Annotated in this window: 12 protein-coding genes; 6 read left to right on the top strand and 6 right to left on the bottom strand. The window is 59.3% G+C overall.

Going from position 1 to position 14,246, the window contains the following annotated elements; genetic code table 11:
- Positions 1-13: 13 nt before the first annotated feature.
- A complete protein-coding gene (locus HGP17_RS15120) occupies positions 14-511 on the top strand; it encodes a cupin (RefSeq protein ID WP_168810305.1) in 498 nt (165 codons plus the stop codon).
- Positions 512-657: 146 nt separating this feature from the next.
- Here HGP17_RS15120 and HGP17_RS15125 read toward each other — a convergent pair whose 3' ends face one another.
- Entirely contained in the window at positions 658-2,370 is a 1,713-nt protein-coding gene (locus HGP17_RS15125) for a winged helix-turn-helix domain-containing protein (protein ID WP_168810307.1), read from the bottom strand.
- 545 nt (positions 2,371-2,915) lie between these two features.
- On the opposite strand from HGP17_RS15125, the gene HGP17_RS15130 reads away from it, so the two are divergent.
- From HGP17_RS15130 to HGP17_RS15145, 4 genes are all read left to right on the top strand, one after another.
- Entirely contained in the window at positions 2,916-3,779 is an 864-nt protein-coding gene (locus HGP17_RS15130; protein ID WP_205925994.1) for a hypothetical protein, read from the top strand.
- Positions 3,780-3,955: 176 nt separating this feature from the next.
- Positions 3,956-4,597, top strand: coding sequence for a glutathione S-transferase family protein (locus HGP17_RS15135; RefSeq protein ID WP_168810311.1), 642 nt, complete (start codon positions 3,956-3,958; stop codon positions 4,595-4,597).
- A gap of 64 nt (positions 4,598-4,661) precedes the next feature.
- Complete coding sequence (locus HGP17_RS15140; RefSeq protein WP_246704110.1) at positions 4,662-5,642, top strand: agmatinase; 981 nt, start codon at positions 4,662-4,664, stop codon at positions 5,640-5,642.
- 83 nt (positions 5,643-5,725) lie between these two features.
- Complete coding sequence (locus HGP17_RS15145) at positions 5,726-6,694, top strand: GlxA family transcriptional regulator (protein ID WP_348648945.1); 969 nt, start codon at positions 5,726-5,728, stop codon at positions 6,692-6,694.
- A gap of 9 nt (positions 6,695-6,703) precedes the next feature.
- Here HGP17_RS15145 and HGP17_RS15150 read toward each other — a convergent pair whose 3' ends face one another.
- From HGP17_RS15150 to HGP17_RS15165, 4 genes are read right to left on the bottom strand one after another with little or no spacing between them, the layout of a single operon-like run.
- Positions 6,704-7,393: a hypothetical protein gene (locus tag HGP17_RS15150; RefSeq protein ID WP_168810313.1), complete on the bottom strand. Its 690-nt coding sequence runs from the start codon at positions 7,391-7,393 to the stop codon at positions 6,704-6,706.
- Positions 7,390-9,333 carry a Fe(3+)-hydroxamate ABC transporter permease FhuB gene (gene fhuB / locus HGP17_RS15155; RefSeq protein WP_348648954.1) on the bottom strand — a complete coding sequence of 648 codons (1,944 nt, stop codon included), beginning with the start codon at positions 9,331-9,333 and terminating at the stop codon, positions 7,390-7,392. The genes HGP17_RS15150 and fhuB overlap by 4 nt, the downstream gene beginning before the upstream one ends.
- Positions 9,334-9,353: 20 nt before the next feature.
- Positions 9,354-10,268: an iron-siderophore ABC transporter substrate-binding protein gene (locus HGP17_RS15160; RefSeq protein ID WP_168810317.1), complete on the bottom strand. Its 915-nt coding sequence runs from the start codon at positions 10,266-10,268 to the stop codon at positions 9,354-9,356.
- On the bottom strand, positions 10,262-12,412 hold the full coding sequence (locus HGP17_RS15165; protein ID WP_168810319.1) for a TonB-dependent siderophore receptor: 2,151 nt from the start codon (positions 12,410-12,412) through the stop codon (positions 10,262-10,264). The genes HGP17_RS15160 and HGP17_RS15165 overlap by 7 nt, the downstream gene beginning before the upstream one ends.
- A gap of 104 nt (positions 12,413-12,516) precedes the next feature.
- On the opposite strand from HGP17_RS15165, the gene HGP17_RS15170 reads away from it, so the two are divergent.
- Positions 12,517-13,488: a LysR substrate-binding domain-containing protein gene (locus HGP17_RS15170; protein WP_168810321.1), complete on the top strand. Its 972-nt coding sequence runs from the start codon at positions 12,517-12,519 to the stop codon at positions 13,486-13,488.
- A 92-nt stretch (positions 13,489-13,580) separates the two neighbouring features.
- On the opposite strand, the gene HGP17_RS15175 is transcribed toward HGP17_RS15170, so the two are convergent.
- Complete coding sequence (locus HGP17_RS15175) at positions 13,581-13,952, bottom strand: hypothetical protein (RefSeq protein ID WP_168810324.1); 372 nt, start codon at positions 13,950-13,952, stop codon at positions 13,581-13,583.
- Positions 13,953-14,246 lie beyond the last annotated feature (294 nt).

Here is a 14,246-nt window from a genome sequence, read left to right on the forward strand (position 1 = left end):
CAAGAGAGGTCACATGGAACAGGCGATCCGGCTAAGGCCGCTTGAATGGGTTCCGAACAATCCGCATTTCCCGGTCATCGTCTATCGTTCGGTGCTCGACGCTGCAGATAGAGCGGAAGGCTTCGAGGCCGCTTTCCGCGCGAATGGCTGGGGCGGTATCTGGCGAAACGGCGTCTATGACTTTCATCATTATCACTCCACCGCGCATGAGGTTCTCGGGTTTGCCGAAGGGCATGCAGATCTTGTCATCGGCGGCCCTGCAGGGCGGGAGATCCATGTCGAGGCCGGGGATGCCGTCATCCTGCCGGCCGGAACAGGCCATTGCCGAATTGCGGCCAGTCGTGATTTTCTCGTCATCGGCGCCTATCCCCCAGATCAGCAGGCCGATCTTTGCCGAAAACAGCCGTCGGATGAACAAAAAGCGGCGATTGGGAGGCTTGGCATTCCGATGACCGACCCTCTGAAAGGAAAAGCCGGCGGACTTAGAGGTCTGTGGCATCTCGGAGCGTAAATTTGCCCGCACGCTTGTTCGCCGGCTTTGCCTCGACGGCCCTCGTACAATGAAACGCTTGAAGCTCCGGAAGCCAATGCCAGAGATGGCGGCGCGCTCTAACCCCGGTTCTCATGCTGAACGATGATGTGTGAGGTCGGATTGCTTTATTTTTGCGCGGCGTCACCTGTCGGCAAGCCCAACTCGATCAGGACCTGATTGATCTTGCCGCGCTCCTCAAGATAGATCGGGCTGGTATTGCGAGATGGCAGCGAGATATTGGCGGTGGTCGAGCCGGGCCGCAGTTCCATGGCCTTTGCCATGGTCTGCTTTGCTTCCACCGTGTGACCCGATCGCTGATAGGCAACCGCCAGAAGCATGTAGACGCGTCCTGAGGCCGGAGTGATGGCAATAGAGCGCTGCAGCCATCCGATCGCATCTTCGTCGTGGCCAAGCAGAACGTCTGCCCATCCAGCACCCAGCAGCCAGGTCCAGCGCGAAACGTCGGGCGTGTCGAAGCGGTCTGCCTGCTCGAAGGTCCCCAACGCATCGGCGAAGCGACCAAGCTGCAATTGCGTAAGCCCGAGATGGAAGAGCGCCGTGCCATCCCATGGGTTGAGATTCAATGCTCGTCCACAAGCAACCAGACTGTCCGTAAACTGGTTCGTGACGGTCAGCAGACGGCAATAGGTGCCAAGCACAGGAATTGAGTTCGGCCTGCTCTGCAGAGCCCGTTCCAACAGCGATCTTGCATCGTTTTCCGCCGTTTTGCTGTCATCCGGACCATACCAGCTCATCTGGATGCCGCGCAGATGAAGGTTGGCAAGCGCAATTTGCAGATCGACATTATCGGGCTCGGCACCCAGGTTTTTCTCCAGGATCGTTTTGGCGGTTGCGAAGCGTTCCTTGGACGTCTGGTTGATCGATGCCGTCGCTTGCTCGATCGCCACACCGGCGGCGCTCGAGGTGGAGGCACTGGCGTAACCCGCGAGCTTGTTCAGCCGGACAGCCAGCGGGTAGCCGGCGCCTGCCGCCAGCCTCGAGATCAGGCGTTGCGTGTCTGGTTCGTTGCTATCCAGTGTAACGTCTGCGACCGTTTCGACTTCACGGGTGGTCACGTTGATCAAGCGCGCCTGGAAGATCCAGGTCTTGCTGCTTTTCTGGAGCTCTCCCTGTAGCATGAAATCGGCGTTGCTTGGCCGGTCGACGACAGCTTCCGTCGTCGCTGGAGCCTCCTGTTTATCCGGCGCGATCACGCGAATACCGTCTATCTTGGCAAGACCGTTGATCAGCTCGGCGCTGATCCCCTGAGCGATATCGTTGCCTTGTGCGTCGGTTGCCGTGCTGACGATCGGCAGCAATTCGATGGACGGTTGAATTGGTGCGGACGCCTTGCCGAACCTATGAAAAATGGCTGGCCATGCCAGCGCGCTGAAGACGACGACAAGGATTGCCAGCGTACCGAAAATGACAGCCTTGCTGATCCGAGGTGAGGGGGCAGGAGGTGCGAATTCGGCCTTCGGGATGGTATCGGCCGTCGGTGCCTCCAGCGGCCAGGCGGATCCCAGGATTTCCGGACCTTCCGAAACATCGACGGCGAAGAGATAGCCACGCCCCGAAACCACCTTGATCATGTCGCGCTGGGTATCGCTCAGCGCATTCCGGAGCTCGCGAATGCATTGGAACAGGCTGTCTTCGCTCACGAAGATGCCCGGCCAGACGGCCTCCATCAGCTCCTGTTTGCCAATGATGCGATTGTTGTTGGCGGCAATGAACTTCAAAAGCTCAAAGGTTTTCGGCCGCAATCTGATCGTTAAACCATCAGGCCCGCGCAGCTCGCCGCGGTTTGGATCGAGTACGAACCCGGCAAAACGAAACACCTGCGCCAACGATCCTCAGCTGAAAATATAGAGTTTGAGGCGCATTATATACTGAGGGGGGCGGCTGTCCGTCAACGCATCGGCGATAAGCCAGCCAACCTTTAAATATAGCGCCGTGACCGGCGATCCCTCGGCCTGAAAAGGATCTTTGTCCCTCTGAAGCGCCGCCGCCGCTCAAAATTTCAGAAAAATTTCAGAAATTATCGGCGGCTTCCCGCCGCTCTATCAGGACTCTTTCGAGCCGGCACAAATATTGTCGCGACAGCAAAATCAATTTTCAACCAAGACTTTTGTTTTGAGGACGCTGACACAGCATCTTGAAGAAGAGCAAGGCGGGGAAACTCCCATGACCCGATACTTCTCCACCATGTGCTTATTCAAGCTCTCGCGCGCACCTCAAAATTTAGTTCGTACTTCATGTGTCGGCCAATCGACCATCCTATGAGAGGATTTGCGTGGGAAAGATATTTGATTTTCCGGCTCATCGCTCGGCGAATGCCGCTCGGGTAAGCCATGCACGGCTGAACAGCAATGCGGAACGCCTTATGACCCTGCCAGCTTTCTCGAATGCGGTCGTGCTTTTGGCAAGGAATTTTATCGCAGCGCATGAGGCATCGCCGCGAACGGCGGCGCTTTTCGCAACCCAGCAACGCTGGCTCCTATGTCACGCAGCCCTGGCTTTCCATTTCCAGGCCGTTCAGGAAGGACGGATGGGACTGACCAGAAGGGGCCTTGGCAACCTCGCGCTACAGCAGGGCATTGCCAGCCGCAACACTGCCTATGCATTTTTCGACGAAGCGCTGAAATACGATATTATCCGGCCTGTGAGCGGCGACGGGAGCGTTGACCCCGTCGTTCCGGCGCCCTTGACGATGTCCCTGCTGGCGCATTGGTACAGCGTTCATTTCAAGGCCCTCGATCTCATTTACGGTGGCGACAGAACTGGCCGTTTCCTCGCCGATCCTGAGAGCATGCTGACAATCCTGGAGCCGCTTGCGGCACGTGAGCTGTTATCGAGCCCCGAAATCCGTAGCCCCGGACCGCTCTACACGATTTTCACCTGGGCCGATGCCGGCGGCCTTCTGATGGATCGTCTCGTTGCCGGGATCGATCTTGAGGCTTTGACGACCCAGCCAAGATTGCTGACCGACGTCAATACGATCTCGTCTCTGGCCCAGTCCTTCGGCCTCTCCCGGGCGCATACCAGCCGCAAATTCTCGGCTGCCGAATCGATCGGCGGCCTTGGTTGGAGCGGGCGGCGGGGCCATTCGCATATCTGGGTTTCGCGCGGGTTTTATGAGGAATACGCGCGCGCCCATGCGCGAAAACTGCTCATCCTCGACGGCGCTTTTGAAGAGGCTGTGATTGCGCTTTCCCGCGCCAAGCCCGCTGTTGCAAACGACGCCTGACGCATTGTCGGGATGGTGCCCGACTTTCTGAAGCGGCGGTCTTGCTCTGAATTTGTGTCGATCGAACGCGGCCGGGATCGACGGATCTTTGGCCGAAATCGACGGAAGTGCGTCATTGTAGACATTTCCATGGAAAACTATTCTTGAGGAATAGAAGTCAGCCATGGAAGAATAAAATGTACACGCTCCATTATTTTCCCGCGAATGCCAATGCCGCTCCGCATATGATGCTTGAAGAGATCGGCGAGGCCTATGAGCTTGTTCTCGTCGATCGCGCGAAGAACGCTCAGAAATCGGCAGAATATCTCAAGATAAATCCGAATGGACGCATTCCGACACTTGTGGACGGCGATCTTGTATTGTTCGAGGCGGCTGCGATCGCCTTGTATCTTGCAGACCAGCATCCAGAGTCCGGCCTTGCTCCCGCGGTCGGCACCCCTGAGCGCGGCACGTTCTATCAATGGCTGACTTTCCTGACGAACTCTCTCCAGGAGGAGCTGATGATCTGGCAATATCCGGATCGCCTCGCCGGAAAGGATGCTGCGGCCGTAGACATCGTCAAGCGGGGTGCGGAATCGCGTGCCGACGACTTTCTCGACGTCATCGAGGCGCATTTGAAGACCAATGGGCCATTCTTCCTCGGCGATCGATTGAGTGCGGCCGATTTTTATCTCGTCATGCTCTGCCGTTGGGCCCGCCCGATGGCGAGGCCGCCGCGCAGCCGGGCTGCGATCGGCTTGCTGCTCGACAAGCTCGTCGCCCTTCCGTCCGTCCGTCGCGCTTATGCGCGCGAGGGCATCACCGACGAAATCTGCTGATCATCAACACAGATGATACCCGTTGGGGCCTGCCTTTAGCACCGGCCCAGAATAGGATTCCGACATGACCGACCAATTCCATAGCCGCAACATGCCCGAGCGCATGGACCTTCCTTTTGTTGGGCTCGCAACCTTTGCGGCACAACCAGCCTGTACCGATTGGGATAAGCTCGACGGCACCGACGTCGCTATCCTTGGCGTGCCGATCGACACTGCCTCAAGCTACCGCGTCGGAACCCGCTTTGGGCCGCGAGCCATCCGTGAGATGTCGATGTTTCATGGTTTCGGTCCGGAAGGCGTCTTCGATTTCGAGGACGAGGTGACTTATCTCTCGGCCGAGGAGGTGAGGATCGTCGACGCCGGCGACAGCGATGTCATCTATGCCGATACCCGACGCAGCCTTGCCAATGCCGAACTCGCGGTGCGTGCGTTGCTCGACGCCAAGACTATGCCTTATGTTCTGGGTGGAGATCACGCGATCACCATGGCGACCATCGCGGCCTATTCCAACGAGAAGCCGATCCACATCGTCCATCTTGACGCCCATTTCGACTTCATCGATGGCCGCAACGGCATCACCTGGGGACATGGGAGCCCGATGCGGCGTGCCTCGGAGATGGCGCATGTAAAGGGCATCACCACGCTTGGCCCTCACAACATGGCCTCGGTCAGCAAGAAGGATTATGAGGCGGCCAAGGCCTACGGCACCAATGTCGTGTCGTTGCGCAAGTTCAGGACGATCGGCGCCACCGCTGCACTTGCCCATATTCCGGACGGCGAGCGTGTCTATGTCTCGATCGATATCGATAGTTTCGACCCATCGATCGCGCCGGGTACGGCAACGATCAGTCATGGTGGCTTCACCTATTACGAGGCCAAAGACCTGCTGCGCGAGGTCGCGCGTCGCTTCGAGGTGGTTGGTGTAGATTTCGTCGAAGTCTCGCCGCCCTACGATCCCTCGGGCGTAACTTCGCTTCTTGCGGCGCGCACCAGCCTTGATTTCATAGGCTCGATCTTCCACGAACGGACCAAGCGTCGCGGCTAGAGCGGCGTCGCTCTGGACATCGGCTGGCGTTCATCCAGTATGGACATCTTTGGCAGACTGGTGGCTACCCAAGGAGGATCGAGGTGATTGTCGCGGCAAAAAGCGTTGTCATCGTGGTGCCGGACAACGCCCAGTCCCTCGATCTATCAGGGCCGTTCGACGTGTTCCTCGAGGCCAATCGCCAGGCTCCGGAACTTGCCAATTATCGGATACGGACCCTCTCAGCAAAGCGAGAGCGCACAGTCAAGGCCGGCGGCATATCGTTGCTTGCGGATGGATCGGTTCTTGACGACGAGGGCCCGATCGATACGCTGCTTGTCGCCGGCACGCCAGACTATCGACAGGCGTATCAGAGCGGTGAATTGCATGAATGGCTGCGGCGGCGTGCTGGTTCTGCCCGCCGCCACGGCTCCGTCTGCACCGGGGCGTTCTTCCTGGGAGCTGCGGGGCTTCTTGATGGGCACAGGGCGACGACGCATTGGCAGCATGCTGCCGAGCTTGCAGAACGCTTCCCGAAGGCCAATGTCGTGCCCGACCAGATCTATGTCGAAGACGGTCCGCTTTGGACCTCTGCGGGCGTGACGGCAGGAATTGATCTTGCCCTGAAGTTGGTTGAGGACGATCACGGTCGCGAGCTTGCGCTGAAAGTTGCGAGGCGGCTTGTGGTTTTCCTGAAGCGCCCGGGCGGCCAGTCACAGTTCAGCGCCCATCTCGCCGCGCAAATCGCAACCGAGGAACGCATTCAGTCGATCCAGCATTGGATCCTCGATCATCTGCCGCTCGATCTCACTCTCAACACTCTTGCATCCCGCTGCGCCATGAGCGTCCGCAATTTTTCGCGCGTTTTCCTACAGGAAGCCGGTACCACGCCGGCTGACTTCGTCGAAATGGCCCGCGTAGATGCCGCCCGCAGGCTGCTCGAGGACACGGAAACGCCGTTGCAACGGGTGGCGTCCGGCTGTGGCTTTGCCAATCCCGACACGATGCGCAAGGCATTCCTCAGACGCATTGGCACCGGTCCCAGCGAATATCGCGAGCGGTTTCGGGGCTGAGTTTCGCTTTTATGTCTCCGCGCCGTTTGGAGCTCTGATGGGACAGGCGGTCTTGCAGAGCTTCAGGCCTGCGAGATTGTAGCGAAGGCAGCAGATCGAGCGCTTGAGATCACCGTCTGCATCACGATGGAACTTCAGGCCCCATTTGTCGGAAAACCCACGTACGACCCCGTCGACCTCCTCATAAAGCGCCTGATCGCCTTTCATGCTGAAGGGCAATATCTGTCCGAGGGCCTTGTTAAGGATATAGCCGGCGTTGCTTCGATGCAGACGCGGACTGGTTTTGCTCACGCCGCTGACGACTGATGCAATCGCGTCGATATGATCGAAGGCGAGCTGAAGTGCCTGCATATGGCCAGGCGACCGCATGAAACGGAAGCCCGCAATGGTTGACATGTCCGAAAGGGCGGCTTGCGCCGTCCTGACATCGAGCGCGAACCAGTGATCCCTCAAGATCCCATACGCCAAGAGCGGGCGCAACGCGCGCAGGAAATAGCCTTGCGTCCAGAGCGACGCGGCGGCCCGGCGGTCGCCCGGTCCCCATTTCCCAAGAATACCGTCGATGCCGGCTTCGATCTGCTCCGGCGTAAGCAATGCGCGCGCCGAAATTGCCGACCGAACCATGGTGTCGTCGAGCAGATAATTTCGGCAATCCTCGAACGGTGCCGGAAGCGCGAGATCGCTGGCCACGGCAATCATGACCGCTTCCCCAGCATCCAGACCAGATAGAGTGCGCCGGTAAAGGCGGCAAAAAGGCCGAGCGGCAGCTCATAGGGAAAGGTCACCGTGCGGGCGCCAAGATCCGCGACGATCATCAAGATCGCCCCGATCAGCGCCGAGGCTATCAGCCGGCTTCCGGCCTTTTCGAAGCCGGCTCGTTCCGCAATATGGGGTGCCATCAACCCGACGAAGCTTAAGGGGCCGACGAGGAGCGAAGCCGCTGCCGTTGCTATTCCGGCCGTCACCACAAGGAGCGTGCGTGCATTTGCAAGCGGCATGCCGAGAGCGAGCGAAGTTGCTGATCCCAGCGGTAGGATGGTCAGCCAGCGCGTCAGCACCAAGCCGACGGCCAGTCCGACGATCGCAAGAATGGCGAGAAAAATGGCCGTTCCGGACGTGGCAGCAGCGGCCGACCCACCAAGCCATGCCAGGATTTGCCATGATCGCTGATCGCCGACGGCGAGCAACGCGCTCAGAATGGCCGAGCTGAAGGCGCTGATCGATATGCCGGCCAAAAGCAGCCGCTCGGGCGGAAGATCCCTGCGATTGGCAAAGAAGGACACTACGAACAGGACGAAGGTCGCGCCGCAGCCGGCGCCGATGAAGAGTTCTGTTGTCCCCGGGTTTGCAAACACGCTCACCGCTGCCGCAAAGCCGACGCCCGCCCCACCGCTGACCCCAAGAACCTCCGGGCTTGCCATCGGATTGGCCGTCAAACGCTGCAGGATGGCGCCGGCCATGGCAAGCAGGCCGCCCGCGGCGGCGGAGGCGACCATGCGCGGCCAACGTGCCGGAAGCAGTTCCCAGAAGAGGTCACCATGCAGAAGCATCCACCCATCCGGCAGCCGCGCAACGATCAGCGCGGCTGCGCCAAGCAACGGCAGGAGGCCGAGAAGCAGGAGAAAGCGTGGGACAAGGACCGGGCGCCCCACGACGCTCTCCGAGACTTGCGGCAGCTCGGTGATCCGCACTTGCGGAAGTAGCCATAAAAGCAGCGGCCCGCCGATCAACGCCGTCACCGACCCCGTCGGAAAGGTTTCACCGGCCGTTGATGCCAGCCATTGCACCAGGCCGTCGCAGAGCCAAAGCAGAAGACCGCCGGCCAAAGGTGACAGCAGAAGAATTCCGCGTGGAGTGCGAATGCCAAGCAAGCGAACGATTGCCGGTGCGGCGAGGCCGATAAAGCTGACCAGGCCTACAGCCGCAGCAACTCCGGCGCTGAGCGCTACGGCAAGGCCTGCAACGACAAATCGCATTCCCGCCAGTGTTACCCCCAGGGAGCGCGCGCTGCTGTCACCAAGGCCGAGCAATGTCAGCGGCCGTACCAACAGGGCAGTGATCATCAAGCCGACCAGAAGCTCGATACCGAGCGTGAGGGATGTGGACCAGTCCTGTTGGCTAAGCGAACCGCCGTTCCAGGTGACCAGCGACATCAGATATTCGCCCTGGGATAATGTCATGGCTGCAGACAGTGCACTGCAGGTGATGCCGACAAGCATGCCGGAGACTACCATCGTCACCGGCTCGAAACGCTGACGCCAACCGAGAAGGAAAACGATAGCCGTCGCTGCCGCCGCTCCCGTCAGGGCGACGAGCGGCCGATAGCCGTCGAGCACCGTGGGAAAGAAAAGAGTGGCGGTGACGATAGCCAGCTGCGCGCCGGAGGAAACGCCAAGCGTCGACGGGTCCGCGATCGGATTTCTGAGCAGGCGTTGAAGCAAGGCGCCCGAGAGACCAAGGGCAGCGCCGGCGAGAATGGCAACGATGGCACGCGGCAGGATCGCATAGGCCAAGATGACCTGTTCGATGGTCATCCGTGCGGGATCGAAGGGAAAGGCTGGCCAGTTCGCAAACGGCAGCCGACCTAGCGCCACCGACAGAAAGAGTGCCCCCGATGCTGCGAGCGCCAGCAGCGGAATGGTGATAGCCGCAGACCGGGTCACGGTGTTTCTCCGGATGACGGCAGGGCTTTCTTGAGCAGCCGCATGAAACGGGCTGCGGCGACGATGCCGCCATAGGGATTGATGTTGTCGAGCATCAGGACCCGGCCGGCGCGGACCGGTGGCAGCGATTGCCAGATGACGCTGTTTTTCAGGCTGCTTCGCGCCTCAACGGGGATTTCGGAAATGACGACGATGCGGGCATCGGGCTCCGCCGCAAGATTTTCGATCGGCACGGGTGCTGCGAAGGTGTAGCGCGAGCGATCTTTCCAGGCATTCGGCAATCCGAGCCGCATCAGCACATCGCCGAACATGCTGTCTGCGCCAAAGATTCTGACGTGTCTGCTGTCGCCGACATTGACGAGATAAGTTGGACGCGCGGCGAAGGCCTGCAAGCTGCGGCCGGTCTCCTGCACGAGCGTGTCCTGTTTGAGGAGCACGTCGCGGGCCCTGTCGGCAAGACCGAGCTGGGCTGCGAGTGTGGAAACGGCGCTCAGCGCCTTTTGGTAGGGTGGCTCTCCCCGCACGTAGAAGGGGAGCGACAAAACCGGCGCGATCGCGCGATAGATCGCCTCGTAGCGGGCATAGAACGGCGAAATGAGGATGAGGTCGGGTCTCAGCAGGCGAAGAAGCTCAAAATTCGGCGCCCCTCGCAAGCCGAGATCGGCGACTGTCCCGTCCAATGCAGGCTCGATGGCATCCTTGCGGAACTGGATAAGCTCGGTGGCCGCAATTGGCATGATGCCAAGTGCGACGAGCGTTTCGAGCATGGCCCAATCGATCGCGACGATGCGTTGCGGTTGGGCTGCCATCGCCGCCCCCGAAAATGGAAAGGCCGCCAGCAGGGCGAGAGCCTGCCGGCGGCTGACGGATAGCCTTGAAAGGCCATCTCCTGCCTTGTCGACGATTACCATTGAAAAGTCAGCTTACCCATCACCGTTCTGCCATCGCCATAGGTACATCCGAAAGAGCTGCAGCTTGCAACATAGTTCTTGTCGGCGATGTTCTTGAAATTGAGCGAGGCCGTCATGTTGTTCTTCTTGTAGTGAACCGCTGCATCGAAGAGGGCGACGCCATCAAGGTCAAGCGTGTTTTTCGTATCGCCATAGCGCTGCCCGACATAGCGTACGCCACCGCCGAGGCCAAAACCGTTCAGAGCGGTGTCTTCGCCGAATGTGTAGTCGAGCCAGAGGCTGCTTGAATTCTGCGGGACATTGTCCGGCCGATTGCCATCGTCATTGCCGCCGACGATCTCTGCCTGCATGTAGGTATAGGCGGCGCGCAGGTTCAGGCCCTCTGCAAGGCTCGTCACGCCCTCCAGTTCCACGCCCTTGACCCGCACTTCACCGATCTGTTCGGTCGTCGTGCCGCCGCTTGGCAGCGCGACCGTCGTCGGAACATTTTTTTGGCGCAGATCATAGGCGGCGATCGAAAAGAAACCGTCCCAGCCCGTGGGTTGGTATTTGATGCCAATTTCTACCTGCTTGCCGGTCGTCGGATCGAGAAGCTGACCTGTCGAGGGTACCGGCACCGGCTCAAACGAGGTCGCATAGCTGATATATGGTGCGAGGCCGTTGTCGAAGAGGTAGCTGAGACCGGCTCTGCCCGTCAGTTTCTGATCGTCCTGATCGAGTGAACGAGACACACCGCTCAAGCGATTTGTCGAGGTGCCGGAGGTGCTTGCCCAATCCTGTCGCAATGCCGCCGTCGCGCGCCAGTTGTCGTAGGAAAGTTCGTCCTGCGCATAAAGCCCGACCTGCGTCGTCTGCGAGTCGACATAGGTGCTCAAGGTCGGCGAGATCAGGCGAACGGAGCCATAGACGGGGTTGAACGCATCGAGCGGCGTGGCGCGCCAGAACTGCGTGCCGACATTGTTGTCATAATATCGGTAATCCAGTCCAAACAACGCCTTGTGACCGATTTCGCCGGTATCGAATTCCGCAATCAAGTTGTTGTCGACATTGAACGTATTGAGCAATTCGTCCTGGATCGTCGCGTTCCGGTTGATGGTCCTGCCGTTTGCGGCAAGCCCCGCCGTCGACATGCCCAGTGCCTGATAGCGCCAGTCGAAGTTTTGATAGCGAAGGTTCTGCTGGAAGGTCCAGACGTCGTTTAGCCGATGCTCCAGTTCGTAGCCGAGATTTGTAAGCGTCCGGTTCGACTTGTCGAAGCTGTCGTCGCCGACGAAGAAGTCTCGAGACAGACGCTTGGCGCCAGATCCGTACAGAGTGAGGGCGGCGGGCAGGCTCGACGGGGTGCTTGGATTGTCGTGCTGGACGCTCGTCAATATCGTCAGCTTCGTGTCTTCGTCCGGCTTCCACGTGATCGCCGGCGCGATGAAATAGCGGTCGTTGTTAAGCCCGTCCGTCTGCGCACCGGCGGTTCTCACCAGTCCGGTTAGCCGATAGGCAACGTCGGAGTCTTTCCTGATCGGTCCACCGACGTCGAAAAAGGTTCCGTAGGTGTCGTAGCTGCCGGCCTGCACACCGAATTCGCCGAAGCTCTCGAAGACCGGCCGCTTGCTCACGAGATTGATGATCCCGCCCGGATTGCCCTGGCCGTACATGACGGAGGCCGGCCCGCGCAGGACTTCGATCCGCTCCAGCATGTAGGGATCGATCGGCGGCGCACCGGCGGTGCGCATCAGGCGCAACCCGTTCAGATATTGAGATTGGCGGCCATCAAAGCCGCGAATGCGCGGTGAATCGAATCTCGGATCCGAGCCGAACGGTTCGCCGCTGACGCCGGGAATATAGTCCATTGCCTGGCCGAGCGTCTCGGCATCCTGCGATTTCAGCTGATCCGTCGTGATGACCGAAATGGATTGTTGCGTCTCGATCAGCGGCGTTCCGGTCTTGGTTGCGGTCGCGCTTGTCGTGGCGACAAAGCCTTTGACTGGCGCTGTCGGGTCTTGGTTCTGGCTGGATTGAATGACGATCGGCGAAAGCGCCGTTGCCGGCTCGGCATCCTGAGCGGCAGCCGGAAACAACGGCGCGGTCAGAACGGTTGCGAGAGCCGTGGTCGAAACAAAACTGTAGGAACGAAGAGAACCAGTCATCGGGGGTCCATATATAGAAAAACTGGAACTTTTTAATCATGTTATTTTCAGAATTCCAATAAATGGCGCTCGAATTTTTCATAAGTCATGGCTATGAAAGATCCATGCCCCTCGGGGCCTTCAACTCTTCAGTGGAGGTGATATTGGCGGCACGTTCCGAAACAGGTTTTGAGCTCAGACATCTCCGGTATTTCGTCACGCTGGTCGAAGAGCGCAATTTCGATCGCGCCGCGGTGCGCCTCGGCATTGCTCAGCCCGGGCTTAGTCAGCAGATCATCAGCCTTGAGAGGATCGTCGGCACGTCTCTGCTCGACCGCAGCCGCAGGGCGGTGAAGCTGACCCATGCCGGCGAGATCCTGTTTCAGGAAGCAAGGAAGGTACTCGCGCAAACGGAAGCGACCGTTGCCGCGATCCATCGCGCCGGGCGTGGAGAGAGCGGGCGCATCTCGATCGGCTATGTCGCGTCGGCCGCCTATTCCGGCGCCGTCGTCCACGCCATCAGCAATTTCAAGCGCGATCACCCGCATGTCGAAATCGAACTCCAGGAAATGGAACTGCGTCAGCAGTTGCAGAGAATTGCCGATGGCCTTCTCGATTTCGGTTACATCCGTTCTCCCGCTCCGATCCCGGGCGGTGTCGCTGTGCAGGTCATTCTTCGCGAGCCGCTGATGGCGATCCTTCCGTGCGAACATCCGCTTGCCGGCCGGCCCGTGGCGGATCTTGCGCATCTGAGCGCGGAAATATTCATCACGCCGCGTCAGCCGCCGGAAATCGGGTTTCATCGCAACACGCTTCACGCATGCCGGGAGGCGGGGTTCGAACCCGCGATCAAGGCGGTTGCGCATGATTTCACCGAAATAGCCTCTCTGGTCGGCATCGGCGCCGGCATTGCCCTTGTGCCGCAATCCATGCGCTGCGCAGAGCTTCCGAACATCAGCTATCAGTCGATAGAGGGTGTGGAGACGACCTCCGATGTTGCCATCGCATATCGCAAAGGCGAGGGCGCTCCGGCGATCAAGGCCTTCATCGCCAAGCATCGTGCACAGGCGAAGTCGTCGATTTCAGCTGCTGGGTGAGGCTCGTCTCATCAGACTGTGGACCTATGTAATTATCTGCGACAACTTCGCGGGTTTCTGAGATATCTTTGCGACAGATGTCCGCTATAGTTTCAAAGTTGGCGACCAGCTGAAGGCTTTCGATTATGCAGCCGAACAAAACCGTATCGATAGATGATTTGCCAGAGAACACTGCCCTTGCGGCGTACGAATTGATCTCGCGGACGTTTCGCGAGTTCTCCGAAGTTCTCTACATTCGCGTTTCGGACGTTACGGATGAAGGTGTTCGCCTTGGCGGCATCGAAATTACCATACGCAAAACTGCAGAAAGCGATATTCCACAGGTTGCCGCCTTGTCGGATCCGGGCCAGCCAGCCATTCATCTCGATTGATGCGACAAGCCGCCGGGCAGTGATCTGTAACGCCGCTCGCTGACGGGCGGAGATCGCGTATGTGCATCTCTCTTTTTCCTGTTCATCGCCCAATTGTGCCCGATCGGCTTCCTGCCATCGGCGGTGTCGATCACGCTCGCGTGTGAAATGTATCAAGATATCTCACGAGCCGGCGAATGGCTCCGGTCCGCCGAGGTGGCGAATACAAACTGATACATTTTCCTCATTTGCCGGCAAAGCTATGCGACAAAGCCGCAGTAGCGTTTCCTCTCCCACGAACGGTTTCGAGAGGAACATAGGCGATGATCGCCAATCCCGCGCCCGGCCCCCAGCACTTTGAGATTTCGCGGTGCTTTGCGCTGGCCTCCATGCTCCAGACTGCTTTCG

Origin of the sequence: Rhizobium sp. P38BS-XIX (genome assembly GCF_012641435.1) — a bacterium.
In the GTDB taxonomy this organism is placed as follows: Bacteria; Pseudomonadota; Alphaproteobacteria; order Rhizobiales; family Rhizobiaceae; genus Rhizobium.

What these genes read in the sequence shown, in the direction of transcription:
- HGP17_RS15120 (WP_168810305.1), top strand. Translation starts at nt 14, where the DNA reads ATGGAACAGGCGATCCGGCTAAGGCCGCTTGAATGGGTTCCGAACAAT.
- HGP17_RS15130 (WP_205925994.1), top strand. Translation starts at nt 2,916, where the DNA reads ATGACCCTGCCAGCTTTCTCGAATGCGGTCGTGCTTTTGGCAAGGAAT.
- HGP17_RS15135 (WP_168810311.1), top strand. Translation starts at nt 3,956, where the DNA reads ATGTACACGCTCCATTATTTTCCCGCGAATGCCAATGCCGCTCCGCAT.
- HGP17_RS15140 (WP_246704110.1), top strand. Translation starts at nt 4,662, where the DNA reads ATGACCGACCAATTCCATAGCCGCAACATGCCCGAGCGCATGGACCTT.
- HGP17_RS15150 (WP_168810313.1), bottom strand. Translation starts at nt 7,393, where the DNA reads ATGATTGCCGTGGCCAGCGATCTCGCGCTTCCGGCACCGTTCGAGGAT.
- HGP17_RS15160 (WP_168810317.1), bottom strand. Translation starts at nt 10,268, where the DNA reads ATGGTAATCGTCGACAAGGCAGGAGATGGCCTTTCAAGGCTATCCGTC.
- HGP17_RS15165 (WP_168810319.1), bottom strand. Translation starts at nt 12,412, where the DNA reads ATGACTGGTTCTCTTCGTTCCTACAGTTTTGTTTCGACCACGGCTCTC.
- HGP17_RS15170 (WP_168810321.1), top strand. Translation starts at nt 12,517, where the DNA reads ATGCCCCTCGGGGCCTTCAACTCTTCAGTGGAGGTGATATTGGCGGCA.